The following is a 25272-nucleotide window of genomic DNA, read 5'->3' as shown; positions in this document are numbered from 1 at the left end:
ACACACCGACGACCGCCTGACGGAAGGAACCTCTCATGGAAGACGTCTACAAGCGCCTGGTGGAACTGCTCACCAGCACCTTCGGCCTGGACGCCGACTCCATCGCGCCGACCAGCACCCTCAGCGGCCTCGAACTCGACTCCCTCGCCCTCGTGGAGCTCTCCGTCGCCGCGCAGGAGGAGTTCGACGTACCGATCGACGACAGCGAGCTGGGCCCCGACTCGACCGTCGGACAGGCCGCCGAGATCATCTCCGGCAAACTGGCCACCGTCTGATGAGCCGCCGACCGACGACCGACCCTGCCCCGTTCGACGCGGCGATCACCGGCGTCGGCATGGTCACCGCCGCCGGGGTCGGGGTGGAGCGGAGCTGGGAGCGGATCCGCGCCGGCGCCGGTACGGCGGCCTCCGACCTGCCCATGCCGGCCGGACTGCCCGCCGACTTCGGCTGCGCCGTGACCGACTTCGACCCCAGCGAGCTGATCGAGCGCAAGCAGGTGTGGCGGCTGGACCGCAGCAGCCAGCTCGCGATGGTCGCCGCGCACGAGGCCGTCGCCAACTCCGGCCTGGACCGGGACTCCTGGGACGCCACCCGGGTCGGGGTGATCCTCGGCAACGGCATCGGCGGCGCCGCGACCTGGGAGAAGCAGCACAGCGTGCTGCTGGAGAAGGGGCCGCGCAAGGTCTCCCCGCTGCTCGTCCCCATGCTGTCGCCCAACATGTGCGCCGGATACGTGTCCATGATGTTCGGCGCCCTGGGCCCCAGCCTGGTGACGGCGACGGCCTGCGCCTCGGGCACCACGGCGGTGGGCATGGCGCGTGAACTGCTGCGCAGCGGCGTCTGCGACGTGGTGATCACCGGGGGCACCGAGGCACCACTGGTCCCCTCGCTGATCTCGGGGTTCAGCCAGATGCGCGCCCTGGCCGACCGCCGCGACGACCTGTCCACCACCTCCCGGCCCTTCGACGCCGACCGGAGCGGCTTCGTGGCCGCCGAGGGCGCCGCCGTACTCGTCCTGGAACGGGCCGAGGACGCGCGGGCGCGGGGCGCCAGGATCCGGGCCATGGTGAGCGGTTACGGCGCCTCCGCCGACGCGTACCACGCGACCGCCCCCGACCCGAACGGCAGGGGCGCCGAACTCGCCCTGCGCGCCGCGCTGCGCGACGCCGGTGTCGGCCCCGACGAGGTGGACCACGTCAACGCGCACGGCACCGCGACGCTGCTGAACGACGCCACCGAGGCCCGGACGATCCGCCGGGTGCTCGGGGAGCGGCCCGCCGTCACCTCCGTCAAGGGGGTGACGGGGCACTCCCTGGCCGCCGCGGGGGCCATCGAGGCGGTGGCGACGGCGCTCACGCTGGAGGAGGGCCACATCCCGCCGACCGCCAATCTGGAGAGCCTGGATCCCGAGCTGGAAATCGACATGGTGTTCAAGGCCGGGCGTGATCTGCGCGCCGAGGTGGCCGTCAGCAACTCGTTCGGATTCGGCGGTCAGAATGCCGTACTGCTCTTCACGGCGGCCTGACCGGGCCGCGCCCGGCCGCGGCCCCCGGCCGCGTGCCGAGGGCGCGCACCACGGCGGCGGCCAGGGCCGCGTGGCCGCGGCTGTTGGGCCGTGGCCGGTCGCGGCTCCACACGGCCGCCGCCTCGGTGCCGGGGCGGCGGGGCGCGGGTTCGACGTACAGCGTGCCGTGCCGCAGGGCGACGGCCCTGGCCTGCTCGGAGACCCGGTTCTGCTGTTCGGCCACCCGTTCGCGGCGGCCGTCCGGCAGTCCGGGCCAGGCGGCCAGCGGATGGGAGCCGAGCAGGACGACATCGTGTCCTGCGTCGCGCAGCGGCGTGACGATCCGTACCAGCTCCGCCGTCAGCCCGTATCTGCCGAAGGTCTCGTCCGGTGTGTACGCGGTGCCGCAGCACACCAGCGCGAGATCGCCCCGGAAGGCGAGGGCGGCCGGGAGCTGCCCGGAGCGCACCTGCGCGACGCGTGGCTCCCGCCGGCCGAGGAGGTTCAGGTACGCGACGTCCTCGGCGGCCTCGTCCAGGGCGGTCGCGACCCGGTCGTACCAGGGCCCGGGACCGTATCCCTCGACCGGCTCCGCGGCCCGTTCGACCGCGAGGTCGCCCAGCACCACCAGGCGGCGCCACGGCGCTCCGGCGAGGAGGCTCCGTGCCTCGCCGGGCCGCAGGCAGTGCGGGTCGGCCGCCTCGCCGACGGGGGACGATCGCTGTGCGGTCGGGTCGTCGATGTCGTTCCCGGTGCTGGTCCTGGTGCTGGTCCCGATGCTGGTCCCGGTGTCGTACCTGGTGCTGTTCGCGATGTCGTTGTCCTCCCTCCGGACCCTTCCTTGCTGCCCGGCCTGGATCAGGTCCATTCCACCCGGCGGCCGGTCTCAGGAAGATCTCAGCGTGATCTCAGAACGCTGCGGCAGCATCGGCGGTGCAGCGGGAGCGGTGATCGGTCCGCCCCCGAGGCAGGGAGAGGTACCCGAAGTGGTCCAACGGGGTTCCGGGGCAACCCGGATCGGGCGCAAGCCCCCGCAGGTTCGAATCCTGCCCTCTCCGCCGACCGTCCGACGCCGTGGAGCGACGCCGCCCCCGCCCGTGCGGGGAGCTCGCCGGCCAGACAGCCGGGGCAACGGCGCCGCGGACCGTGCGCGCGCGTTGGCCCGTACACCCATTCCCGGAAGTTGCCGGGCCCGCCCTCCGGGGTAGTGGGCCCGTTCTGTGGCACCACCCGAGACCTTGCGAACCGCGAAGGGAAGTCCGGATGATCGACAAACTGCTCAAGGGCCCGCTGGAGTTGGTGGAGAACAACTTCAAGCAGCCGAACGGGCGCGCCGGTCGGCTGATCGGTCACGTGATGGCGAAGCAGCACCGTACGCTCACCGTGTGGGCGATCGAGCACATGGAGGTACGGCGCTCGCAGCGTGTCCTGGACATCGGCTGCGGCGGCGGTATGGCCGTCAAGCTGCTGTCGGAGAAGGCGACGTCGGGCTTCGTCGCCGGAGTGGACTACTCCGACGAGATGGTCCGTCAGTCCGTACGGCGCAATGTCGACGGTGTCGCCGCGGGGCGGGTGGAGTTCAAGCAGGGCGACGCGGGCGAACTCCCTTACGAGGACGAGTCCTTCGACCAGGTGAGCGCCATCGAGACGTTCTACTTCTGGCCCGACCCGATGCGCGGGCTCAGCGAGGCGTACCGGGTGCTCAAGCCCGGTGGGCAGGTGGCGATCACCCTGGAGATGAGCCGGGAGGCGTCCGACACCCCCACGACGAAGCAGCGTCTTCTCGGGAAGCGGTTCACCGAGCGCTCCGAGCGGGAGGGTCTGCGCATCCTCTCGGGGGCCGATCTGGTGGAGATGCTGGGCAAGGCCGGTTTCCAGGACGCCCGGTTCGTCGCGGAGCCGCTCCGCTCGTTCGGCTGGGTCTGCGCCCTGGCCCGGAAGTGAAGGGGAGGGAGCCCACCATGACGGCAACCCACGACACCGCCGCTCCTGTCCGCACCGGAGCGGCCCCCTCCGCGCCGGAGGCGCGCAGCCTGCCCGTGCTGGGCAGCGTCCTGGACTTCCGCAAGGACATCCTGGACGCCATGCACCAGGGCTGGCGCGACCACGGCGATCTGGTCCGCTACCGGCTCGGTCCCGTCGTCGTGCACGGCGTATCCAGCCCGGAGCTGGCCGGCGAGGTGCTGACCGACAGCGCGACGTACGGCAAGCTCGGCCCGGACAACCCGCTCCGGCTGATCCTCGGCGAGGGCCTGCTCACCAGCGACGACCACGAGAGCTGGATGCGCAACCGGCGCATGATGCAGCCGATCTACACCAAGCAGGCCATCGCCCGCATGTTCGAGTCGATGTCGGAGTCGACGGAGAACCAGGTCGCCCACATGGCCGCTTCGTACCGGAGCGGCGATGTGGTGGACGTCCACGCGGAGATGATGCGGGTCACCCTCGACATCGTCAGCCGGTGCATGTTCTCCACCGATGTCGAGCAGACGAGGGACGGCATCAGCCCGGAGGCCGTCGACGTCGCCATCAACTACGCCTTCGACCGCCTCCAGAACCCGTTCAGCCCGCCGACCGACTGGCCGACCCCCCGCAACCGCCGTTTCCAGGCGGTCATGAAGGGGATCGACGACATGACGTACGGGATCATCGCGGAGCGCCGCAAGGCCGCCGCCGACGGTGTCTCCCGCGGGGACGGTCCGCCCGACCTGCTCGACATGATGCTCGACGTACGGGACGCCGACACCGGCGAGGGCATGAGCGACCGTCAGGTGCGGGACGAGGTCATCACCACCTTCGGCGCCGGGCACGAGACCACCGCGATCACCCTCACCTGGGCCTTCTACCTGCTCTCCGGCAACCGTGCGGCGCTGCGCCGGGTGCAGGAGGAGGTGGACGAGGTCCTCGGCGACCGGATGCCCACCATGGAGGACCTGGCGGCCATGCCGTACGCCCTCCAGGTGTTCGAGGAGGCGCTGCGGCTCTACCCGTCGGCGCCGATCGTGCCCCGGCTGGTGCTCAAGGACACCGTGCTCGGGGGCCACACCGTGCCGGCCGGGTCGAGGCTGCTGGTGAACCTCTACAACATCCACCGCCACGAGCGGCACTGGGACGATCCGGAGCGCTTCGATCCCGACCGCTTCTCCGCCGAGGGCAAGAAGGGGCGGCACCGCTTCGCGCACATGCCGTTCGGCGCCGGTCCCCACCTCTGCATCGGCAAGCACTTCGCGCTGATGGAGGCGCATCTCCTGCTCGCCGCCCTGGTGCGGCGGTACGAGTTCCGGCACGTGCCGGCGCACCGGGTCGTCAACCAGGCGTCGATCACGCTGCGGCCCCGCTACGGAATGGACATGACCGCGCACGCGCGCACGGGAGCGGCGGGAGCACCCGGCGCCCCGTAGGACGTAACAGCAGAACCAGTACCGGTATCGGATGGGAAGACGGACCCGATGAACTACGACCCCAGCACAGCGGACGCGGAGCGCCTGAACTGGACTCAGTACCGTCCGGGCCAGGAAGCCGGCCACTACGAGAGCTTCTACCAGCGGGGCAACCACCCGACCGAGCCCAAGGCCTTCTGGATTCGGTACACGATCTTCAGTCCGGCCGGCATGCCCGACGCCGCCATCGGCGAACTGTGGGCCATCTACTTCGACGGCACGACCGGCCGTCATGTCGTGGCCAAGGAGGAGTACCCGATCTCCGACTGCCACTTCAGCACCGACTCCTTCGGCGCGCGCGTGAGCGACCGCGTCCTGGAGCCGGGCAGCCTGAAGGGCGAGGCCGTCGGCACCAACGGCCGGATCGGCTGGGACCTGACGTACGAGGGCTCGGAGCCGCCGCTGCTCCTGCTGCCGCCGTCCATGTACACCACGGGATTCCCCAAGGCCAAGAGCCTGGTCGGGATCCCGCTGGCGAGCTACAGCGGCAAGCTCACGGTCGACGGCGAGACCGTCGACGTCGACGGCTGGACCGGCAGCCAGAACCACAACTGGGGCAGCCGGCACACCGATCACTACGCCTTCGGACAGGTGGCCGGGTTCGACGACCACCCGGACAGCTTCCTGGAGATCGTCACCGGTACGACGCGGCTGGTCGGCCCCGTCAAGACGCCGAAGATCACCTTCCTGGTGCTCCGCCACGACGACCGCGAGTACAACCTGTCCGCCCCCCGCCCGGCACTCAAGGCCAAGGCCGACTTCGGGTACTTCTACTGGGACTTCGCCAGCTCCGACGAGACCGTCGCCGTGAGGGGCCGCTTCACCGCCGCCCCCGAGGACTTCGTCGGCCTCAACTACTACAACCCGCCGGGCGGCATCAAGCACTGCCTGAACACCAAGATCGGCCGGTGTGAGCTGGAGATCCTCAACAAGGCGACGCGCAAGATCCAGCGGCTCACCACGAGCAACCGCGCGCTGATGGAGATCCTGACCGACGACCGCGAACACGGAATCGCGATCCGCGCATGAGCGGACGTCGCGCCCCTTCGAGCGGGCCGGTGCGTTCGTCGCGGCCCGCGGGCCGCGGCGAGTCCCGGTTACCGACCGGCCTGTCCCGTCTGACCGGCCGTCACCGGTGGCCGCTCGCCGTCCTGTGGCTGCTGCTGCTCGGCGTCGCCGGCTGGCAGGCCGCCCCGCTGCCGGGTCTGCTCAGCGGCGGCGGGTGGTACGTACCGGGCTCCGGCTCCGCCGTCGCCGCCGAGCGGCTCACGGACGGTTTCGAGGGGCGCGGCGCGACCTCACTGACCCTGGTGGTCAAGGACAACCGGCACCGGGCCGGGGATCCCGCCTTCGACACCCGGGTACGGGAAGCGGCCGAGGCCGTGCTCCGTGACGACGGCCTCAGGACCACGGGCGCGTACGGCTACACCACCCTCACCGGCGAGCGGGCGCGCTCCGCCTTCCTCGGCGAGGACGGCCGTACCGCCCTGGTCCGGGTCGGTTCCGAGCTGGACGACGGCACCGCGCGCCGGCTGCTGCCCGACATCCAGGACGGGCTCAGCCGGAGTTACGAGCCGCGGGGCCTCCAGGTCTCCCTGGTGAGTCAGGCCGCGCTGTGGGGCGAGGTGAACCACCTCAGCGAACGCGGGCTGCTCATCGCCGAACTGATCACCCTGCCGCTGATCCTGCTGGTCCTCCTGCTGCTCTTCCGCAGTGTGGCAGCTGCGCTCGCCGCCCTGCTGGTCGGCGTCACCTCGGTGGTCTTCGCCCTGGCGGTGCTCGCCCTGGTCGCCCGGCGGACCGAGCTGTCGGTGTTCGTGCAGAACGCGGCCACCATGCTCGGTCTCGGCGTGGGCGTCGACTACTCGCTCTTCATGATCATGCGGTTCAAGAGCGAACTGCGCGCCGGGGAAGGACCGGTCTCCCGGAAGGACACCGAGCGGGCGCTCGCCCGTACGCTGCGCACCTCCGGCGAGACCGTGGTGGCCTCCGGATTCACCATCGTGGCCGCCATGTCCACGCTCTTCCTGGTGGATCTGGGCGTCATCCAGTCGATGGCCCTGGGCGCGGTGGTCGTGGTCGCCTTCTCCGTCCTGACCAGCGTGCTGCTCCTGCCCGTACTGCTGCATCTGCTGGGCGGCCGGATCGAGTGGGGGCGCCTCGGCCGCCGTACCAGAGACTCCGAGGAGGCCGGGGGCCGTTGGGTCGCCGTGACCCACGCGGTCATGCGCCGCCCCGCGCTGTTCCTGGTGGTCGGCGTCGCCGCGCTGGCCGCCCTCGCCCTGCCCGCCCTGCGCCTGGAGACCTTCACCCCGGACGCCCGGGTCGTGCCCACGGACGCGGCCGTACGCCAGGGGTACGACACGATCAGGGACGAGTTCGGGGTGGGCGGCGCCGCGCCCCTCCAGGTGGTCGTCGCGTCGCGCGTACCGCTCCAGAAGCGGTCCGACGCGGACGCCGACCGTCTGCTGCGCTTCCACGACACGATCACCGCCCTGCCCGGGGTGGTACGGACCGACTCGGCGGTCGGCACGCTCCGCCAGGCCGGCCGGGAGCGGCCGTTCGCGGCCCTGGCCGCCAAGGACCGGCTGCCCGGGGACGCGCGCGCCACCGTCGACTACTTCGTCTCCGGCGACGGCAGGACCGCGCTCATCGAGGTCGTCGGGAACGACACCGCCTCCTCCGACGCGGCGCAGGACCTGCTCGTCGCCGTACGCGCCGAGGCCGCGGGCTTCGCGGCCGGCGGCGCGGGGTGGACGGTCGACGTCGGCGGGGAGACCGCGGAGGGCGTCGACGCGAACAAGGTGATCGAGGACGGACTCGTACCGGTCATCGCGACCATGCTCGCCGTCATCTACCTGCTGCTGCTCTTCACCTTCCGCTCGGTGTTCCTGCCGCTCAAGGCCATCGCGATGAACCTGCTCTCCGTGGGCGCCACCTACGGTGTGCTGGTGCTGATCTTCCAGGACGGCCTGGGCAGCGCGCTGTTCGGCTTCGACGTGGACGGCCACCTCACCAACTTCGTCCCCGTCCTGCTGGTCACCCTGCTCTTCAGCCTCAGCACGGACTACGAGGTCTTCCTGCTCAGCCGGGTCCGCGAGGACTACGTCGCCACCGGGGACGACATCGGCAGCGTGGCGCGCGGCATGTCCGCCACGATGCCGCTGATCTCCGGCGCCGCCGTCCTCATGGTCGCGGTGTTCGCGGCCTTCGCGTTCGCCGGCATCCTGCCCATCCAGCAACTGGGCCTCGGCATGGCCCTCGCCATCGCACTCGACGCGACCGTCATCCGGCTCCTGATCGTCCCGGCCTCCATGCGTCTGATGAGCCGGGTGAACTGGTGGATGCCGGGCCGCAGGCGGGTACCGGCCGGACCCGGCACCCTGGCCGACTCAACCGGACCCGTACACCCCGACCGTACGGACAGCATGAAAAGGACGGCCCCCAAGTGACCGACCACACCGACCGGACCACCGCAGTTCCTGGGGACCCCGACACCCCCTCACGGATATCCGAGACCATCGTCATCCGGGTCTCCCCGGAGACCGCCTACGCGGCGGTCAGCGATGTGGCACGGATGGGCGAGTGGAGCCCCGAGTGCCGCGGGGCGTGGATCATCGGACGGGGCGGCCCGGCCAGAACGGGCATGCGGTTCATCGGGCGCAACCGCGCCCGCTGGCTGCCCTGGCCCACGCTGTGCCGGGTGGTCGAGGCCGATCCGGGCCGCGCCTTCACGTTCCATGTGAGCTTCCTCGGGATCCAGGTGGCCGGCTGGTCGTACCGCTTCTCGCCACTGCCCGAGGGATGCGAGGTCCGGGAGGAGTGGCGGGACCGCCGGGCCGGCCCGTTCGGCATGGCGCTCACCGCCGTCACCCCGCTGGTGACCGGCGTCGTACGCCGCAGGGCCCGCAACCGGGCGACCATGCGCACGACTCTCGTCGCGCTGCGCGACGCCCTGGAGTCCGGGCGGTAGATCCCGTCCCTCACGAGAGAAACCAGACACCCGGACAGGAAGGAGCCCCACCATGCCCCACGTCATCACCGGTGCGCGTACCGGCGGGCCGGAAGTCGACCGGATGCCGAAGGTGGACCAGATGCCGGAGGTGGACCGGACGTCCGTCCCCGGCGCCGAACTCTGCCTGGACTTCTACGCCAGCCTCGCCTCCGGCATAGCCGTGGTCACGGCCCCCTCGGACGACGGTCCTGTGGGGACGACCGTCTCGACGGTCACCTCGCTCTCGGCCGACCCGCCGCTGCTGCTCGTCTGTCTGTCCCACTCCTCGCGTACGCTCGCCGCGATGACGCCGGGTTCCTCCTTCGCGGTGCACCTGCTCGACGAGGAACAGGAAAGCCGGGCGCGGCTGTTCTCCACCGCCACCCCCGCCGAGCGCTTCGCCACCGAGTCGTACGAGGAGGTGCTGGGCGTCCCCGTGCTCGCGGACACCTTCGCCTGGTCGATCTGTGTGACGGAGGAGGTACGCGCGTACGGCGACCACTGCCTGGTCGTCGGACGGGTCGCCGCCCTGCACATGGCCGAGGGGCGGCCCCTGATCTGGCACGACCGCGGATTCCACACCCTGACGGACGGGACGGCGCGATGACGGCCCGTGAGGCCCAGGGGGCGGGCTCGGTGGCGGCCTCGGGGGCGGCCCCGGATCGGGACCCGGTCAGGGGGGAGCCGTGCTGGGCGCCCGGTGACGCCCCGGGAGACGCCCCCGGCAGAGCCACCACGGCCGCCCCCGCCCCGCGGATCTCCGGCGGGCTCACCGCCGACGTCGCGGTGGTCGGGGCCGGTCTGGCCGGCCTGTCCACCGCCTACCACCTGATCGAACGCGATCCCTCACTGGACATCGTCGTCGTGGACGCCCGCCATCCGGCGGCCGGCGCCAGCGGCCGGGGCACCGGCCTCCTCGGCCCCCGGGTCGGTCCGGCCATCGACCGGGCCGCCCGCAGCTTCGGCCCCTCCACGGCACGGCGCATGTATCTGGCCTCCGTCGCCGCGGTGGAGCGGGTCGTCGCGCTCACCGAGGAGTTGGGCGCACCGTGCGGGCTGCGCGCCGGGGAGCAGATCGTGGCGACCCGCGGCGCGGACGGGCTGGCCTCCCTCGCGCGGCAGGCCGAGACGTACCGGGCGCTGGGCCTGGACGTCCCCGTACTGTCGGCCGCCGCCATCCGCGAACGCGTCGACGTTCCGTACCACGCCGGGCTGCTCTACCGCTCCGCCGCCACCCTGAACCCCGCCGCCCTGAGCGGCGCGCTGGCGGCGGCCTGTGCCGCGAAGGGCGTCCGGTTCCACGACGACAGCCCGCTGCGCGGCCTGCGCCCCGGCAGCGGCGCCGCACCCACCGAACTGCTCTTCCCGAGCGGTACGTTGCGAGCCCGCAAGACGGTCCTGGCCGTCAACGCGGCGGCCGGGTCGCTCGGCCTGCCCGTCGGCACCGTCCTGCCCCTTCAGGTGCACGCCGTCGCCACCGACCCGCTCGGCGCCGAGGCCCGCGCGGCGCTGGGCGGCGCCACCGGCACCGCCGTCGTGAACGCCATGTCCCTGGCCCCGTACTTCCGCCTCAGCCACGACGGGCGCCTGGTGGTGGGCGGCGGCAGGGCCGTCCACCTGCCGGGGCTGAGCCCCGACCGGGCCGCGGCGCTGCGCACCGCCACCTGGAGCTGGCTGGAGGAGCGGCTGCGCCTGCTGCACCCCAGCCTCGCCGACGTCCCGGTCAGTCACCGCTGGTCGGGGCAGATCGGCATGACCCTGGACGACCTTCCGGTGGTCGGGCATGCGGGGGGCCACCCGGACATCTGGTACATCGGCGGCTGCTGCGGCCACGGCCTGGCCATGTCGGTGGCCCACGGGGCGCATGTCGCGCACTCCCTCGTCGAGGACCCTTCGGCGGCCCACGGCCCGGCCACCTACCCGTGGCACCGCGACCAGGCGCCCCGCGTCCCGCTCACGGCCCGCCCGGCCAGGGGGCTCCTGCGCGCCTATCTCAACAGCCTGGACCGGGCGGCCCGGCGTACCCCGTGAAGCGGTCCCCCATCCCTGCCCCATCCATATATCCATGAACGGACAAGACATCATGTGGACCGACCGACTCACCACCGCACTCTTCGTCGTCGTCGGCGCGATCAACCTCGTGCCCGGCTTCGTCGCGGTGGCGCCGTCGCAGATCACGACGGCGTACGGGGTGTCGATCGCCGGCGCCGACTCCGCCGACCTGACGGTGCTGCTGCGGCACCGCGCGGTGCTGCTGGGACTCGTCGGAATCGGGCTGCTCTGCGCGGCGTTCATCCGGTCGCTCCGGGTGCCCGCGCTCACCGCCGGCGGGGTCAGCATGGGGACGTTCCTGCTGCTCGCGTACACGACGTCGGAGCTCAACGACGCGAACATGCGCGTGGCGCGTATCGACATCGCGGCGTTCGCGCTGCTGGTGGTGGCGGCGGCCCTGGTCCTGCGCAAGAAGGCCTGACGCCAGGCGCGTTGTCGGTCACGCGCGTTGTCGGTCACGCGGGTCGTCGGTCACGCGGTTTGTCGCCGGTACTTCTCACCGGCACGACCGCGCCCCCGGCGGCTCCACCTCACAGGAGCCGCCGGGGGGCGTGTGGTGCGGAGAGGGCAGGATTCGAACCTGCGAAGGCTTTCACCCGATCCGAGTTGCCTCGGAACCCCGTTGGGCCGCTTCGGGTACCTCTCCTCACGGTGGGAGGGGCTCTGTGTCCGTCCCGCCGTGCTGATGATTCTGCTGGACCGGCCTGATATTTCACTGAGACGGCCCTGAGATGGCGACGCGTCCCGGGAGGGGTGCGTCCCCGTGCACATGAAGAGGAGAGCCCCATGAGAAGAGACCCCGTGGTGAACCTGTCCTTACCCGCCGCCGGCGAGGCGGACGACCCCGGCTGCCTGCGGGACGGCGAGGCCGCCCGGCTGCTGGACGGGTTGCCCTGGCGCCGGCTCGTGGTGCTCGGCGACGGCAGGGCGCCCCGGCGTGTGGAACGGGTCGACGGCTACGACCGCGCGCCCTGGTACGACCGGGTCGCGGACGCCCTGCGCGTGGTGGAGCCCCGGCTCGCCTGTCTCAGCCTGCTCGGCGGCCGGGAGCAGAGCGCCGCCGCGGTCCGCTCCCGGCAGCTCCCCCGGGCGCTCGCGTTCGGCGGCGATCTGGCGGTGGTCCAGTTGGCCGGACACGATGTGCTGCACCCGGCGTTCGACGCGAACGCGCTCCGGACGGAGGTGGTCCGCGTCGTCGCTCCGTTGCGCGAACACGGCTACGACGTGGTGCTGGTGACCCCCTTCGACCTGACGCGGTCGCCCGGTGCGCGGCTGCTCGGCGAGAAGGTGCTGCGGACCCGTCAGCGCGCGCAGTCGGACACGTGCGCGACCCTGGCCCTGCGCCACGGAGCGCTGTACGTGGACCTGGGCGCCCGGCATCCGGCCGCGCGCGAAGAGGTGTGGAGCGAGGACGGCCTCGTCCAGAACGGCCGCGGCCAGGCCGTCATGGCCGCCGCGGTGGTCCGTACGCTCGGGGACCACCTGAGGGCGGCCCGCCCCGTCAGCGCCCCTTGACCACGGGGGCGAGCAGTTCCAGCGCCTCCTCCCAGCGGAACGTGTCCGCGCCCCGGTCCGCCTGCCCTGCTTCTTCGGCCTGCCCGGCCTGCCCGGCCTGCCCGGCCTGCCCGGCCTGCCCGGCCTGTTCCGGCGGATGCGGCCGGTAGCCGCTGATCAGCACCCCCATCTCCCGCAACCGGTCGAGGCTGCGCCGGTACGCGGGATGCGCGGCCTGCGCCGTGTTCAGATAGGGCAGGACGGCCGTCGGAATGCCGAAGCCGTACGCCTCGCAGAGGATGCCCAGGGCCAGTGTGTCGGAGATGCCCGCGGCCCACTTGTTGACGGTGTTGAAGGTCGCCGGCGCCACGGCGATCGCGTCCGGCGGCGGAAGCGGCCGGGGCTCCCCGGGAAGGCGCCAGGCCGACCGGATCGGAAACCCGGTCGCGGCCTCGACGGCGCCCCGGTCCAGGAACCCGAGCGCCTGCGGGGTCGCCACCACCCCGACGTCGTACCCCTCCTCCTGCGCGGCGCCGATGAGCGTACCCGCCTCCGACGCGATCCCGGCCGCGCAGACGACGACGTACAGGAACGGCTTCCTGGCTCCCATGGGCCTCCTTCAGGGACGAGTGACGGAAGACGACCCTAGGGCCTGTCGGCGCCAGGGCCTGTCGGCGCTAGGTGAAGGCTCGGGCAGGAATCCGACAGGAGGCGGACAAGACTCGGACAACGCCCTGGTCACGGGGTTCTCGCGGCTTCTATACCGGTCAGGAGCACCCGATATGCAGGAGGTACAGGCAATGCGGAAATCCTTGGTTGCTGTGGTGGCCCTCGGTGGTCTGGCGATCGGTGGTACGGGTCTGGCCGTCGCGGGAGAGGAGGTGGCCGGATCCGGTGGTTCCGGAAGTGCCGCACAGAGCGGTGGGAGCCGGACGCTGTCGAGCGGGTCCCAGGACACCGGGCAGGTCTCGTCCCCGCAGGTGAAGAACGCCGCCCAGGCCGCGGACCTGGTGCTGCGGGAGGTGGGGGGCGGGCGTGTGACCGGGGTCGGACTGGAGGAGGAGGCCGGGCGCGCCGTCTGGAAGGTCGTCTTCGTCAACGGGAGCAGTACGCGGGGGGCTTCGGTGGACGCCCTGACCCGGGTGGTCCAGGAGACCGCCGCCGATCCCGCCATCGCCGGTGGCAGCACCTTCGACGATGACACGTGCACGGACGACGACACCGGTGACGCCGACGACGATGACGAGGATGACGACGGCGGCGGCCGTGAGGGCGTAGAGCCCAACAAGTAGGCCCGGCACACAGGGCCGACACATAGGCCTGACACGTAGGCCGAAGGCCAGGAAAGCGGCGCACCACCCCCGGTCGGCAGCACTCCCCCACCGTCCGCCGGCCGGGTCCGCTCCAGCCCTCGCCCTCCCCCTCACCCTCACCCCCTCACACACCGACCGTCAGCCCCGACTCCAGGGAACCGTCATCGTGAAGCCGGCAGACCGCATCGTCAGAATCGTGCACGTGGACGGCGAGGGCCTTCTCGCCTCCGACACCCACGGGCGGGTCCATCTGCTCGACGCGCAGTTGCGGGTCGTCAGGTCGTCCCCCTTCGTCCCGCAGGGCAGGCCGCTCTACGGGCTGGCCGTCGCCGACGGCTGGGTGATCGGCAAGGACCGGATGGGCGCGCTGTTCCGCTGGTCGCTCGACACACTGGAGCTGGTGGACCGGCTCGACCCCGCGACCGTCTGCGACCCGTCCCTGCTCATCCCCAACGAGCGTCCTTCTCCCGTCAGTTCACGGGGCATCGGCATCTGGAAGGGCAAGGTCTTCGTCTCCAGCGGCTACCACCGGCAGATGCTCGTGGTGGATCTGCACACGTTCCAGGTGCTGGAGATCCGCCCCAACATCTGCGGTACGAGCCCGATGGAGTGGGCCTGCACCGAACATCCCACCCGGCACGCCGTCTCCGACAAGAACGGGAACCTCCGGTTCGGGTCGTTCGACGGCGACGCCGACTTCCCCGACCGGGTGAAGCTGGACGACGGCAACATCCACCGGGTGCGGTACGACGCCCGTCACGACCGGTTCTGGGCCACCCAGGACTTCGGCGCGGGCGAGAACGCCGACATCGCCAACGGGGTCGTGGTGGTCAGCGCGTCGGGCGAGAAGGAGGACGAATGCCTCTTCGCCCGCGACGACGTCGAGTTCGTCACCTTCTCCCCCGACCATCTCCGGGCGTACGCGGGCGGCTTCGACGGTGAGCTCCACATCTTCGACAACACGGAGCGCGCCCTGCGCGTCACCCGCACCGTGACCGGGTTCTCGCACCAGCTCTCCGATCTGACGGTCTCCGCGGACGACGGCCAGGTGTACGTGCTGTGCCAGGACGGCGAGATCGTCCAGCTCGACGCCGACGGCACCTTCGTACGGGCCATGGGCTTCCCCCGGCAGGCCGTGTGGGACATCCAGCCGTCGCCCGAGGACCCCGGCACCCTGTACTGCGCCACGGACACCGGCGTCACCGTCGTCCGCGTACGGGACTCGGCGGGCGGGCCGATGACACGGGTGGAGGCGGAGCACACCACCGGTTTCGGGTTCACCCGCCGGGTGGCCCCCGTACGGTCCGCGGGGAGGTCCGGGTGGCTCGGTATCACCCGCGACCACCGTGCCTTCCGTACCGACATCGACGGGGCGGGGCCCGCGCTGCGGTGGAGCGTGGAGCTGCCCGCCCTTCCCCACACGGTCGCGGTCAGCCCGGACGGCGCGCGGGCCCTGGTCGCCACCAACGCGGGCGCCGTCGAGCTGGACACCGCCGACGGGCGCGTGCTCGACACCTTCACCGTGGACGGACTGCCGGTCTGGGCCGCGGTCCATCTGCCGGACGGCGACCGCCTCCTGGTCACCAGGAACGGGGTGATCGTCGTACTCGACCGGGCGGACGCGTCCGTACGGTGGCGGTTCGACCAGGGCGAGTACCCCAAGCGCCTCTGGATCCAGAGCGGCCGGGCCTATCTCACCGGCGACGGCGGGGTGAAGGAACTCGTCGTCGGCGAGGGCGTCGTGGCCCGCTGGCTCAAGCTGCTCTCCAACACCGTCGAGAACGCCGTCGTCGGCGACGGCCTGGTGATCGCCAGTTCGTACGGGATGCAGCTCGCCGCCTACGACTACACCACCGGGGCGTTCCTCGGCCTCTTCGAGGACCTGCCCGACTACCCCAAGGCGCTGTCGCTGCTGCACGGCGCCGACGGCACCCCGTACCTCCTCGTCGGCTGCCGTACGGGGCTGCTGTCGCTCTACCGGATCGACCGGCGCCCGAAGAAGCTCCGGCTCGTCAAGGTGCGCGACCACTGGCTGCCCCGCCGCCCCGCCGTCCTCGACCTGCGGATCCACGACCGGTGACACACCGCCGACCGACCGCGCGAGTGACGTGCGCGCGGGTGACCGTACGCCCGATGCCCCCAGCGACCGACCGCCCGGAGAGGGAAGCACCATGCGCACGATAGATCTGAAGCCCGACCCGCTGGGCCACGCCGCCCCGATCACCCATGTCGCCTTCCGGCCGGACGGCAAACGCCTCGCGAGCTGCTCGTACGACGGAACCGTGCTGGTGTGGGACACCAGCGAGCCGGCCCGTCCCGTACCGCTGACGCGGCTGCGGCACCGCCGTCTCGTCAACGCCGCCGCGTGGAGCCCGACCGCGCCCACCCTGCTGGCCACGGCGTCGGCGGACAAGACCGTCGGGGTGTGGCGGATCCCCGAGCACGGGCAGCACCGGCTCGTCACGGTCCTCGCCCGGCACACCGACGACATCAACTCCGTGGCCTGGATGCCGGACGGCCGGCGCCTCATCTGTGTCTCCGAGGACGGCCGCGCCACCATGTGGGACACGCCGACCGGCGCGCTCCTCGCGGAGATCGGCTCCCACGCGGCCCACTGCATGATGGTCTCGGTGAGCTGCGAGGGGCTGGTGGCCACCGTCGGCGAGGACGGCATGGTCGCGGTCGGCGACCCCGGCCGCCCGGCCACCGCGGAGGTGCGGCACTACGCGTCGTCCGTCGAGGGGTGCGCCTGGTCGCACTCCGGGAAGCTGCTGGCCGTCGCGCGCGACGACGGGGTCGTCAATCTGCTGACGCCGGAGCTGGAGTGTCTGCGGACGATCACCGTCTCCACCGCCGCGGCGCGCTCGGTCGCGTGGGCGGACGACGACTGCTCGATCGTCGTGGGCGCGTACGACGGCTCCCTGCACTGGATCGACATCAGCGGCGAGCCGGTCCGCCAGGTGCACGACGCGCGGCTGTGGCCACGGTCGGTGGCGGCGGCGCGGGGGCTGGTCGCGGCGGGCAGCTTCTGGAACGCGCCGCACCTGATGGACTTCGCGACCGGGGCGGAACTCTCCGCCCCACGGCGGCCCGGCCACGGCGCGAACGCGCTCGCGGTCCTCAGCGACCGGCTTCTCGGTGACCGGCTTCTCGGTGACCGGCTTCTCGTGGGATGCGACTCGGGGAGCGTTCTCGTCCTGGACGTGGAGGACGAGTACCCCTCCGAGGTGCGGGTCCTGCCGGTGTCCGCGAGCCCGGTGCTGTCGCTCGCCACCGGCCCCGACGGAACCTTCTACGCCGGTACGTACGCGGGCCATGTCGTACGCCATGACGGCGAGGACATGACCGTCAGCGCCCCGCTCGGCGCGCCCGTGCCCTCGCTCTGCCTGGCCGGGGGCCTGCTCGTCGCCGGTACGTACAACGGCGAGCTGATCGCCCTCGACCCGGTGACCCTCGACGAGGTGGACCGGGGCGCCCCGCACGCGGGGTCGGTGAAGTCGCTGTCCGCGTTCGACGGCGGTTTCCTGTCGGCCGCCACGGACCGTACGGTCGCGGCCGGGCCGCTGCACGACCGCGTCACCCTCTGGCAGCACGGGAACCTGGTCAACGCGGTGGCCGGGCTGGGCGACCGGGTGGTCGCTTCGGCGTCGCGGGACCACACGGTGAAGGTCGGCCTGCTGGCGCCGCGCGACACGGCCCCGGACGCGGCCCGGGATCCGGTCCTGGCCATGGGCGGCCGGCGGGCGGCGAACGTGCAGACCCTGCTCGGGCCCGACGAGTCCGTCAAGTGCGTCGGCCTGCTCGGCGATCCGGACGCGCCGGTCGTCCTCGCCGGTTCGTACGACTTCGGCCTCTACGCCTGGGAGGTCGACTGGCAGGACAGCGTGGGCACGCTCGCCTCGGGCCGCCTCGTCAGCGCGTTCCGTCAGGGGCTCTCCTGCATGACCGCGTGGGACGAGCGGCGGATGGTGGTCGCGGGCTGGGACGGGCGGCTGTCACTCGTGGGGCGGGAGCAACCGGACGTTCCGGTGGGCGAGTTGCGGTCGTGGCAGGTCGACGAACTGATCGAGCGGGCCGACGGTGTCGGGAACACCGAGAACCCCGAGAACGCCGGGAACGCCGGAAACCGCGAGAACGCCGACGCCCTCGGCTACGGGCGGGTGGCGAGTTGAGTACCGCGAGCGCCGCACCCCGGGCCGACGCCGGATCGGACGGGGCGACGGTACGGGCGCGCGTCGCGATCACCCTCGGCCGGGCCCGTGGGCTGCGCGCCGAACTCGTCACCTTCCACGGCCTGCCGGACGCCGGGGAGCATGTCGCCTGCTTCGTACCGCCCCGGGACGGGACCGTCCCGCTGGTGCGGCTGCACAGCGAGTGCCTCACCGGTGATCTCCTCGGCTCCACGCGCTGCGACTGCGGCCCCCAACTCGACGAGGCGCTGGGGGCGCTCGCCGAACACGGCGGGGCCGTGCTCTACCTGCGCCAGGAAGGGCGCGGGATCGGTCTCTACAACAAGCTGGACGCCTATCTGCTCCAGAACGCGCGCACGGACACCTTCGAGGCCAACCGGCTCCTCGGCCGTGGCGCGGACGAGCGCGACTACGGGGTGGCCGCCGCCATGCTGCGCGCCCTCGGCCTGCACCGGATCCGGCTGCTCACCAACAACCCGGACAAGGTAAGGCAGTTGCGCGACCACGGCATCGACGTCACGGCCGCGGTGCCGACCCGGCTCCATCTCACCGACGACAACGCCGCCTATCTCACGGCCAAGGCGCACACCACCGGGCACACGCTGGCGCTCGGCACCCGCGCGAACGAGGCAGAGACCAGCGACGTACGGAACGGGACACGGGCGTGACTCCACCGGAAACGACCACACCTCCGACTCCTCCCGCAGCATCTCCCTCTCCTTCCGTCGCACCTCCCGCCCCGCACTTCGCCGCCCACGCCGAACTGGCCGACCCGGCCCTGCTCCACCCCGACCGGGACGCCGCCGAGCGGCTGCGCGCGCTCGCCCCCGCCGAACTGGCCGCCGCCGTCGAGGACCCGGCCGAGCCCCTCGCCGTACGCCTCGCCGCCGGCGGGCTGCTCGCGCTCCTCGGCGACCCCCGTATCCGTACCGGCGCGCCGCCCGCCACCCGTGCCGTGGCGGGCGGCGCCGTACACATCGGTCTGCCGCCACGGGCCGTCGCGGCGGTGGTCGAAGCGTGGGCGCATGTGGGCGTCGAGAGGGCGTGGATCGAGAAGGAGACACCGGTGGAACAGGTCGCGCTGGCCGACTACTGGATCAGTACCTACCCCGTCACCAACGCGGAATACCGGCACTTCCTGGCGGACACTCGCCACCCTGGACGGCCGACCACCTGGTACCTGGGCGCCTATCCGTACGACCGCGCCAACCACCCCGTCGCCGGGGTGCGCCCCGAGGACGCCGACGCGTACGCGGCCTGGCTGTCGAAGCGCACGGGGCATCCGTGGCGGCTGCCCGGGGAGGCCGAGTGGGAGTACGCGGCGAAGGGGCCGCAGGGGTTCGCGTTCCCGTGGGGCGACCGGTTCGACGCGGACGCCGCCAACACGCGGGAGACCGGGGTGCACACCACGACTCCGGTGGGCGCGTTCCCGGCCGGCCGGTCGCCGTTCGGCGTGTGCGACATGGGCGGGAACGTCGAGGAGTTCGTCGCGGACGACTACCGGCCCTACTGGGGCGGCGCGTTCGTCACGGACGACCTCTGCGCCGGTACGGGCGACTCCGCCGGTGCGGATGGTCTCGCCGGTAGGGACGATGCCGCCGGTGCGGACGATTCGTCCCGTACGGACGCGGCTCGCGTTCCGTACCGGGTCGCCCGGGGCGGCAGTTTCTCCCGGTTCGGCGATCTCGCGCGCACCCGGCGCCGCCACGGCGCGTTCCCCAGCCCGCTCTACCCCGTCGGTTTCCGGCTCGCCACCGGCACCCGCCCGTGATCACGCGTCCCCTGCCCGGCCGTACCCGCCGCCCTACCCAGCACCGTTTCGACGACGTATCGACGTATCGACGTGAGGACTCCCGTAACCCCATGACGCCTGCCATTCCCGACCAGTTGTGGAAGACACTGACGAGCACCGTGGGCCTGGTCTCCGTACGGCACGGCTCCGCCGCCAACGTGATGTCGGCGGAGTGGTCCTACTTCGTCAACAAGGCGCCCCTGTACGCGGCCGTCGTCCTCGGACCCCGCTCGGCCTCCGGGGCGCTGATCGCCGCCGCCGGTGAGTTCTCGCTGACGCTCTGCGCCGAGGACCAGGCGGAGCTGGCGGACTTCGCCGGAAGTTTCTCCGTCGCCGACATCGACAAGACCGGCAGCGAGCTGATCACGTTCGGCGAGCCGACGGCGACCGGTACGCCGTGGGTCACCGGTGGCGTGGTCGCGGTCGAGTGCGTGCTCCGTCAAACGGTCCGCTTCCCCGTGCACACGATGTACGCGGGCGAGGTCGTGGCCGCGCACCTGCCCGGGAACGCGCCGGCCGGGGCGTCCGCGCCGCTCAGCGCGCCCCGGCCGCTGGTCAAGCACGGGCCGATGCACGCGCTCGGTGAGCCCGTACGGCGGACGGCGATCGTCGCCGCCGCGCAGTTGCTGCCCGACGGGCTCCTGCGCATCGCCGCCACCGGACCGGCCGCCACGGGCCGGGGCGCCGCCGACGACGCCCGGTGGCGGGTGACCCTGCTGACCGCCGACGGCGGGACCGTACCGCTCGGCGAGCATCCCCCGGCCGCGTACGGCGACTTCCTCGTCGATCTGCCGGTGCCGGTGTCGCACCGGCTGCCGGCCGAGCGGCTGCACGGCTGCCGTGTGCGGGTCGAACGGGACGGCGCCAAGGCCGGACACACCGACATCACCGGAGTGCCGGCCGCGCCCGGCGCCCCCAGACCCCCGGGAGCCCCCGTATGAGCGAGCCCCTGCCGCCCCTCGCCCTGCCCCTGCCCTCCGCGCCGCTCCGGCTGGCCGCCGTACAGACCGGGGCGGTCTCCGGGGACGTGGCCGCCAACGCGCGCCACGCCGCCGCCCTGACGGTGCGCGCCGCCGGCGAGGGGGCCGGGGTGGTGGTCCTGCCCGAGCTGCACCTCTGCGCGTACGACCTTCCCGCGCTCACCGCCGCGCCCGGCCGCTACGCGGTGCGCGCGGACTCCGGCCGTACCGTCACCGACCCCCGGCTCGACCCGCTCGCCGAGGCCGCCGCCGCCCACGCCGTGACCGTACTGACCGGTGCGGCCGTGCTCGGCGCCGACGGCACCCTGACCAACTCGGTGGTGGCGTGCGGCCCTTCGGGCCCGCCGACCGTGGCGTACGACAAACAGCACCTCTGGCACGCCGACGAGCGCGCGCTCTTCTCCGCCGGGGCGCCCGGGAACCGGGGCGCGGACCTCACCGTCGACGGCTGGCGGCTGGGGCTCGCGGTCTGTTACGACATGTCCTTCCCCGAGCACGGGCGCGCGGCGGCGCTCGCGGGAGCCCATGTCTATCTCTGCCCCAGCGCGTTCGCGGCGGGCAACGAGCACCGGGCGGCCGTCTACCTCGCCGCCCGCGCGCTGGAGAACACCGTGTACGCGGTGTTCAGCAACCCGGTGGGCGGCCCGCCGCACCGCCCGTGCGGCGGCGGTACGGCCGTTCACGGGCCCGGCGGCCGGACGGTGGCCCGCGCCGCGACGGCGGGCGAGGAGACCGTCCTGGCCGATCTCGATCCGGTGGAGCTGGCGGAGGTTCGGGGTCTGCTGCACATGCTGGAGGAGTGCCGTACCGCGAGCCGCTGAGGACGCGGGCGGTGAACCGGCGGGCGCTCAGGACACCTTGTCCGCCCGCGCCTCGTACCCGGGCGAGACCGTGAGCCGGAACCCCACACAGCGCAGCGTCTCGATGCGGCGGGGGTCCCCGAGTTTGCGGCGCAGCGCCGCGATGTGCACGTCCAGCGTCTTGGTCGGGCCGAAGAAGTTCGGGTCCCACACGGTGCCGAGGATCTGCTGCCGTGAGCACACGGCGCCCGGGTCCTCGGCGAGGAGCGCGAGCACGTCGAACTCCTTGGGCGCGAGCGTGACGGGCCGGCCCGCCACATGGACCTGGCGGGTCCGCCGGTCGATCCGGATGTCGCCGATGATCTGCGGCGAGGCGTCGGCCGCCCTGCGGGCCCCGGGCGCCTCCGGCATCGCGGTGACGAGCGCGGGCCGTGCGGCGGTTCCGACGGGGACGGCGGCGTGGCGTGCGGTGCTGTACGCCGCGCCGTACGAGGCGCCGTACGAGGCGCTGTGCGCGGTGCCATGCCCGGCGCCGTGCCCGGCGGGGACGACGTGGCGCGCGGGCGCCGTCATCCGCGAGCGCCGGGTCACCGCCCTGATCCGGGCCACCAGCTCCCGCAGGCTGAAGGGCTTCGCCAGATAGTCGTCGGCGCCGAGTTCGAGCCCGACCACCCGGTCCGCCTCCGTTCCGCGTGCCGTGAGCATGATGATCGGCACGTCGGAGTCCTGCCTCAACTCGCGGCACACGTCGATGCCGTCCATGTCGGGCAGCCCCAGATCGAGCAGGACCATGTCACCGCGCGGGGCGTCCAGAGCCGCGTCGCCGGTGCAGACCCACTGCACCGTAAATCCGTACCGCGCCAACCCGTCCACCAGCGGTTCGGCGATCGAGACATCGTCCTCGACGAGCAGCACCTGCATGCGTGACCCCACCTTTCCTTCGTGCCGTCGCGCAACAACCGTCGAACGTCAGATCACACCTTCCCCATGGATACGTACGGAGCGGTCCCGGCGTTCAGCCGTTTCTCCTTCGGAGAAACCTTGGGGAAACCCGGTGAAACCTTCGGCGTTCCGTGTGACGGAGCCCGCCTCGGCCAGCCGGCGCGTCGCCGGGGAGAGGGAGCTTGCGCTGACCTTCAGGGGGTCGGCGAGCTTACCTTTGCGTTGATACGCCGTCCGCTCGCGGCGAGATCCCCGGTACACCCCCGTCCCGTGCACCCGCACCGCACTCCCCCACCTGGAGAACCACACCCCCATGGCCACCGCGACTTCGCAGCAGTCCACCCCGCCCACGCCGTCCACCCCGCCCACGCCCGCGCTCGGCTCCGCCGAGGAGTGGATCCGGCGCGCCACGACCGTACCCGCGACGGACACCTACCCCGGCGTGGACGAACTCCTCGCGTCCTTCCGGGCGCTGGTCGCGCTGCACCCGGACCGGATCACGGAGCGCCGGATCGGGACCTCCAGGCTGGGCGAGCCGCTGCGCTGCTTCACGGTCAGGACCGACGCCCCCGAGCACACCGGTGACGACACGGTCGACGCCCCCGACGGCCCTGACGGCCCTGACGGTCCCGACACCTCCATACCGCGGTTCGTCGTCGTCGGCGGGGTGCACCCCAACGAACCCGTCGGCGCCGTCACCGCGCTCCACCTCGCGACCACCCTCTGCGAGGACGACGCGCTGCGCGCGCACTTCGGCGGCGCGTGGCACATCGTGCCGTGCGTCGACCCGGACGGTGCCCGGCTCAACGAGGGCTGGTTCGCCGCCCCTACCGACAAGCGGCTGTACGGGCGCCACTTCTACCGGCCCGCAGGCGACGAACAGGTCGAGTGGACCTTCCCGTTCGCCTACCGTGACGCCTACTTCGACCGCGTCCTGCCCGAAACCCTCGCCCTGATGCGACTGCTGGACGCCGCCCGGCCCCGCTTCCTCACCACCCTGCACAACTGCGAGTCGGGCGGCGCCTACTACTACGTCAACCGTCCCGCGCCCGAGCTGTACGGCCTGCTGGAGGCCGTCCCCCCGGCCCTCGGCATCCCGCTCGCCACCGGTGAGCCCGAGTCCGCGCACTCCCCCCGGTACGCCCCCTCCGTCTACGGCGTCATCGACATGCGCGACGCCTACGACTACCTCGACGGTCTCGGCGTCGACGCCGCCGCCGAGATCGCGGGCGCCTCCAGCGCCGCCTACACCGAGCCGTACGGCACCTTCTACTTCGCCCCCGAGGTCCCGCACTGGGCCCACCCGGACGCGGACGACGACACCCCCATACCCGAGAGCTACGCCGATGTCGTACGGGTGCGGGCGGACGGGCTCCGCTCCACCGGCGAGCTGCTGGGCCGCGTCCTGGGGACCGCCGGCCCGGAACTGACCATCGCGACGCCCTTCCTGCGGGCGGTGAAGAACTTCGTACCGTCGTTGACGACGCTGGCCGACATGGAGAGCACCCGCGCCGACGGGCTGGAGGAGCGGTCAGCGACCGTGGCCGAGCGGTACGCCTGCCGGCACTCCGTGCACAGCTTCCGCATCCGCTTCGGCGGGATGCTGCTGCGCGCGCTCGGCGCCGAGGTGACGGCGGGCACCGCCACCCCCACGGTCCGCCGCTGCCACCAGGAGCTGGAGCGCGCCTACAGCGGCTGGGAGGACGAGGCCGCGCCGGCCATCGGCGACCCGATCCCGATCGCGGCCCTCGCCGGGATCCAGTACGCGGCGCTGCTGGCCGCCGCCGACCACGCCAACCGGACGGAGCGAACCAGGAGCTAAGAATCCGGGACGGAACCGGTCTGAACGGCTCAAGATGCCGAACGCGGCAGGTCATGGCTACGCTTTAGCCCGGTCACCCATGACCGGTCACCCATGAGCCGAGGACTCCTCCCACAGGAAGAGAAATCGAACATGAAGCGCACCCGCAGACGCGCCACGGTTGTGGCCGCCGCCCTCGCGGCGGCCCTCCCCGTCACCCTGGGACTACAGGCGCCCCAGGCCCTCGCCGTCACCCCGTCGCCGGACACCTCGACATCGGCGGCCGAGTCCACGTCACCGTCCGCGCCCACGTCCTCCTCGCCGTCGATGTCGGCCTCGCCTTCGGCCTCCCCGAGTACATCCCCCTCCACCTCGCCGAGCACATCCCCCTCCACCTCCACCTCCACCTCCACCTCCACCTCGCCGTCGCCGAGCAGGCCGAGGACGGCACCCGGGGTGCTCCTGCCCTTCGGGCCGGCGTGCTCCTCGCTGCCGAGGCGGGGCGAGGGCAGCCTCCGCGCCATGGCGAGGGAGCGGCTGGCCATCGCCGCGTCGCACAACCCGGACCTGTCCGTGCTGGTCAACGCGGCACGGAAGGCCGGTCTGATCCGAACACTGAACAACGGCCAGCGTCTCACCCTGTTCGCGCCGACGAACGAGGCGTTCGCCAAGATCCCCAAGCCGCAGCGCGACCGGCTGCTCAACGACCGGGCCCAGCTCGAAAAGGTCCTCAAGTACCACGTGGTGAACCGCAGGATCACCCCCCGTCAGCTCCCGCACGGAACGTTCCGGACGCTGGAGGGCGCCCCGCTCACGACCTCGGGCTCCGGCAGGAACTTCAAGGTCAACGGCACGGCGAAGATCGTCTGCGGGAACATCAGGACGGCGAACGCCACGGTGTACCTCATCGACACCGTGCTGATGCCGAAGTAACCGCGGCCGACGGACGCGCCGAGGCCCCGGACGGCAC

23 protein-coding genes and 2 tRNA genes are annotated in these 25272 nt (G+C 72.4%); 21 read left to right on the top strand and 4 right to left on the bottom strand.

The genetic code is table 11. The features are described from left to right. Nucleotides 1–35: 35 nt before the first annotated feature. Together ACIBJC_RS19215 and ACIBJC_RS19210 are read left to right on the top strand one after the other, a co-directional pair. Nucleotides 36–275: a phosphopantetheine-binding protein gene (locus tag ACIBJC_RS19215; RefSeq protein ID WP_329827039.1), complete on the top strand. Its 240-nt coding sequence runs from the start codon at nt 36–38 to the stop codon at nt 273–275. Then, entirely contained in the window at nt 275–1525 is a 1251-nt protein-coding gene (locus tag ACIBJC_RS19210) for a beta-ketoacyl-[acyl-carrier-protein] synthase family protein (RefSeq protein WP_399293691.1), read from the top strand. Before ACIBJC_RS19215 ends, ACIBJC_RS19210 begins: the two co-directional genes overlap by 1 nt. Here the strand turns inward: ACIBJC_RS19210 and ACIBJC_RS19205 are convergent. Then, a complete protein-coding gene (locus ACIBJC_RS19205) occupies nt 1512–2372 on the bottom strand; it encodes a GDSL-type esterase/lipase family protein (RefSeq protein ID WP_399293688.1) in 861 nt (286 codons plus the stop codon). The two genes, ACIBJC_RS19210 and ACIBJC_RS19205, sit on opposite strands and share 14 nt — an antisense overlap. Before the next feature lie 103 nt (nt 2373–2475). On the opposite strand from ACIBJC_RS19205, the gene ACIBJC_RS19200 reads away from it, so the two are divergent. The 9 genes from ACIBJC_RS19200 (at nt 2476) to ACIBJC_RS19160 (ending at nt 11411) form a co-directional block, all read left to right on the top strand. Further along, nucleotides 2476–2562: transfer RNA gene (locus ACIBJC_RS19200), tRNA-OTHER, on the top strand. Nucleotides 2563–2767: 205 nt separating this feature from the next. Then, nucleotides 2768–3448, top strand: coding sequence for a class I SAM-dependent methyltransferase (locus tag ACIBJC_RS19195; RefSeq protein ID WP_399293685.1), 681 nt, complete (start codon nt 2768–2770; stop codon nt 3446–3448). A 17-nt stretch (nt 3449–3465) separates the two neighbouring features. Next, complete coding sequence (locus ACIBJC_RS19190; protein WP_399293682.1) at nt 3466–4905, top strand: cytochrome P450; 1440 nt, start codon at nt 3466–3468, stop codon at nt 4903–4905. Between the two features lie 48 nt (nt 4906–4953). Continuing rightward, nucleotides 4954–5973, top strand: a complete 1020-nt coding sequence (locus tag ACIBJC_RS19185) for a hypothetical protein (protein ID WP_399293679.1) — start codon at nt 4954–4956, stop codon at nt 5971–5973. Next, on the top strand, nt 5970–8396 hold the full coding sequence (locus tag ACIBJC_RS19180) for an MMPL family transporter (RefSeq protein ID WP_399293675.1): 2427 nt from the start codon (nt 5970–5972) through the stop codon (nt 8394–8396). Before ACIBJC_RS19185 ends, ACIBJC_RS19180 begins: the two co-directional genes overlap by 4 nt. After that, nucleotides 8393–8917 carry an SRPBCC family protein gene (locus ACIBJC_RS19175; protein ID WP_399293672.1) on the top strand — a complete coding sequence of 175 codons (525 nt, stop codon included), beginning with the start codon at nt 8393–8395 and terminating at the stop codon, nt 8915–8917. The genes ACIBJC_RS19180 and ACIBJC_RS19175 overlap by 4 nt, the downstream gene beginning before the upstream one ends. A gap of 52 nt (nt 8918–8969) precedes the next feature. Continuing rightward, the gene (locus ACIBJC_RS19170) at nt 8970–9545 is read left to right on the top strand and encodes a flavin reductase family protein (RefSeq protein ID WP_399293669.1); all 576 of its coding nucleotides are present in this window, start codon (nt 8970–8972) and stop codon (nt 9543–9545) included. Continuing rightward, nucleotides 9542–10969 (top strand): NAD(P)/FAD-dependent oxidoreductase, encoded by a 1428-nt coding sequence (locus ACIBJC_RS19165; RefSeq protein WP_399293666.1) that lies wholly within the window; start codon nt 9542–9544, stop codon nt 10967–10969. The genes ACIBJC_RS19170 and ACIBJC_RS19165 overlap by 4 nt, the downstream gene beginning before the upstream one ends. 34 nt (nt 10970–11003) lie before the next feature. Then, nucleotides 11004–11411, top strand: coding sequence for a hypothetical protein (locus ACIBJC_RS19160; RefSeq protein WP_399293662.1), 408 nt, complete (start codon nt 11004–11006; stop codon nt 11409–11411). A 138-nt stretch (nt 11412–11549) separates the two neighbouring features. Here the strand turns inward: ACIBJC_RS19160 and ACIBJC_RS19155 are convergent. Continuing rightward, a tRNA-OTHER gene (locus ACIBJC_RS19155) sits at nt 11550–11636 on the bottom strand. 140 nt (nt 11637–11776) lie between these two features. On the opposite strand from ACIBJC_RS19155, the gene ACIBJC_RS19150 reads away from it, so the two are divergent. Beyond that, nucleotides 11777–12505: a GDSL-type esterase/lipase family protein gene (locus ACIBJC_RS19150; protein ID WP_399293659.1), complete on the top strand. Its 729-nt coding sequence runs from the start codon at nt 11777–11779 to the stop codon at nt 12503–12505. On the opposite strand, the gene ACIBJC_RS19145 is transcribed toward ACIBJC_RS19150, so the two are convergent. Further along, entirely contained in the window at nt 12492–13094 is a 603-nt protein-coding gene (locus tag ACIBJC_RS19145) for a flavoprotein (RefSeq protein ID WP_399293656.1), read from the bottom strand. The genes ACIBJC_RS19150 and ACIBJC_RS19145 overlap by 14 nt on opposite strands. Nucleotides 13095–13284: 190 nt before the next feature. Here ACIBJC_RS19145 and ACIBJC_RS19140 point away from each other — a divergent pair, with 190 nt between their 5' ends. From ACIBJC_RS19140 to ACIBJC_RS19110, 7 genes are all read left to right on the top strand, one after another. Next, a complete protein-coding gene (locus tag ACIBJC_RS19140) occupies nt 13285–13776 on the top strand; it encodes a hypothetical protein (RefSeq protein ID WP_399293653.1) in 492 nt (163 codons plus the stop codon). A gap of 187 nt (nt 13777–13963) precedes the next feature. Further along, entirely contained in the window at nt 13964–15877 is a 1914-nt protein-coding gene (locus ACIBJC_RS19135) for a PQQ-binding-like beta-propeller repeat protein (protein WP_399293649.1), read from the top strand. Between the two features lie 91 nt (nt 15878–15968). Further along, nucleotides 15969–17969 carry a WD40 repeat domain-containing protein gene (locus tag ACIBJC_RS19130; RefSeq protein WP_399293646.1) on the top strand — a complete coding sequence of 667 codons (2001 nt, stop codon included), beginning with the start codon at nt 15969–15971 and terminating at the stop codon, nt 17967–17969. Beyond that, nucleotides 17966–18655, top strand: coding sequence for a GTP cyclohydrolase II RibA (gene ribA / locus ACIBJC_RS19125; protein ID WP_399293643.1), 690 nt, complete (start codon nt 17966–17968; stop codon nt 18653–18655). Before ACIBJC_RS19130 ends, ribA begins: the two co-directional genes overlap by 4 nt. Beyond that, complete coding sequence (locus tag ACIBJC_RS19120) at nt 18652–19758, top strand: formylglycine-generating enzyme family protein (RefSeq protein WP_399293640.1); 1107 nt, start codon at nt 18652–18654, stop codon at nt 19756–19758. Before ribA ends, ACIBJC_RS19120 begins: the two co-directional genes overlap by 4 nt. 92 nt (nt 19759–19850) lie before the next feature. After that, a complete protein-coding gene (locus ACIBJC_RS19115; protein ID WP_399293637.1) occupies nt 19851–20720 on the top strand; it encodes a flavin reductase family protein in 870 nt (289 codons plus the stop codon). Further along, nucleotides 20717–21580 (top strand): carbon-nitrogen hydrolase family protein, encoded by an 864-nt coding sequence (locus ACIBJC_RS19110; RefSeq protein ID WP_399293634.1) that lies wholly within the window; start codon nt 20717–20719, stop codon nt 21578–21580. Before ACIBJC_RS19115 ends, ACIBJC_RS19110 begins: the two co-directional genes overlap by 4 nt. A gap of 27 nt (nt 21581–21607) precedes the next feature. On the opposite strand, the gene ACIBJC_RS19105 is transcribed toward ACIBJC_RS19110, so the two are convergent. Continuing rightward, nucleotides 21608–22480: a response regulator transcription factor gene (locus ACIBJC_RS19105; protein ID WP_399293631.1), complete on the bottom strand. Its 873-nt coding sequence runs from the start codon at nt 22478–22480 to the stop codon at nt 21608–21610. Between the two features lie 334 nt (nt 22481–22814). Between ACIBJC_RS19105 and ACIBJC_RS19100 the strand changes: the two genes are divergently transcribed. Together ACIBJC_RS19100 and ACIBJC_RS19095 are read left to right on the top strand one after the other, a co-directional pair. After that, on the top strand, nt 22815–24323 hold the full coding sequence (locus ACIBJC_RS19100) for a M14 family zinc carboxypeptidase (protein WP_399293628.1): 1509 nt from the start codon (nt 22815–22817) through the stop codon (nt 24321–24323). A 132-nt stretch (nt 24324–24455) separates the two neighbouring features. After that, on the top strand, nt 24456–25235 hold the full coding sequence (locus ACIBJC_RS19095; RefSeq protein WP_399293625.1) for a fasciclin domain-containing protein: 780 nt from the start codon (nt 24456–24458) through the stop codon (nt 25233–25235). The last annotated feature ends 37 nt before the right edge of the window (nt 25236–25272 follow it).

Origin of the sequence: Streptomyces sp. NPDC050509, assembly GCF_044457965.1 — a bacterium.
Classification (GTDB): Bacteria; Actinomycetota; Actinomycetes; order Streptomycetales; family Streptomycetaceae; genus Streptomyces.
Note: the sequence above shows the minus strand (reverse complement) of the source record. Positions and strands in the feature narration are given on the sequence as shown.